The 230-nt window shown below is 43.0% G+C and carries 1 protein-coding gene; it reads right to left on the bottom strand.

Features of this window, described 5'->3' with window-relative positions; translation table 11 throughout:
• The coding region (locus LJE12_RS21255; RefSeq protein WP_227292457.1) for an IS110 family transposase at positions 1–230 on the bottom strand (230 nt) is incomplete at both ends.

Raw genomic sequence — 230 nt, 5'->3', positions numbered from 1 at the left:
TACCCGAAGCGCCAAAAATATCAGAAATAAAGGATGATAGACGGAAGCCGGAACTTTGTAAAAATTTCTCAATCCTGTTCTTCTGTGATGTAATATCGCGGATGACACTCTTACAGTAACGATTTAGATCGCGGAATTCCCGAATCCTTTTTTCGGGAATAAAACTTCCGTTCAGAAGTCCGGCGCGAAGCAAGGTGGAAATCCATTCGGAATCCCGCATATCGGTCTTT

Origin of the sequence: Blautia sp. DFI.6.71 (assembly GCF_020593585.1) — a bacterium.
GTDB lineage: Bacteria > Bacillota > Clostridia > Lachnospirales > Lachnospiraceae > Blautia_A > Blautia_A wexlerae.
This window is presented reverse-complemented; position numbering and strand designations above follow the sequence as displayed.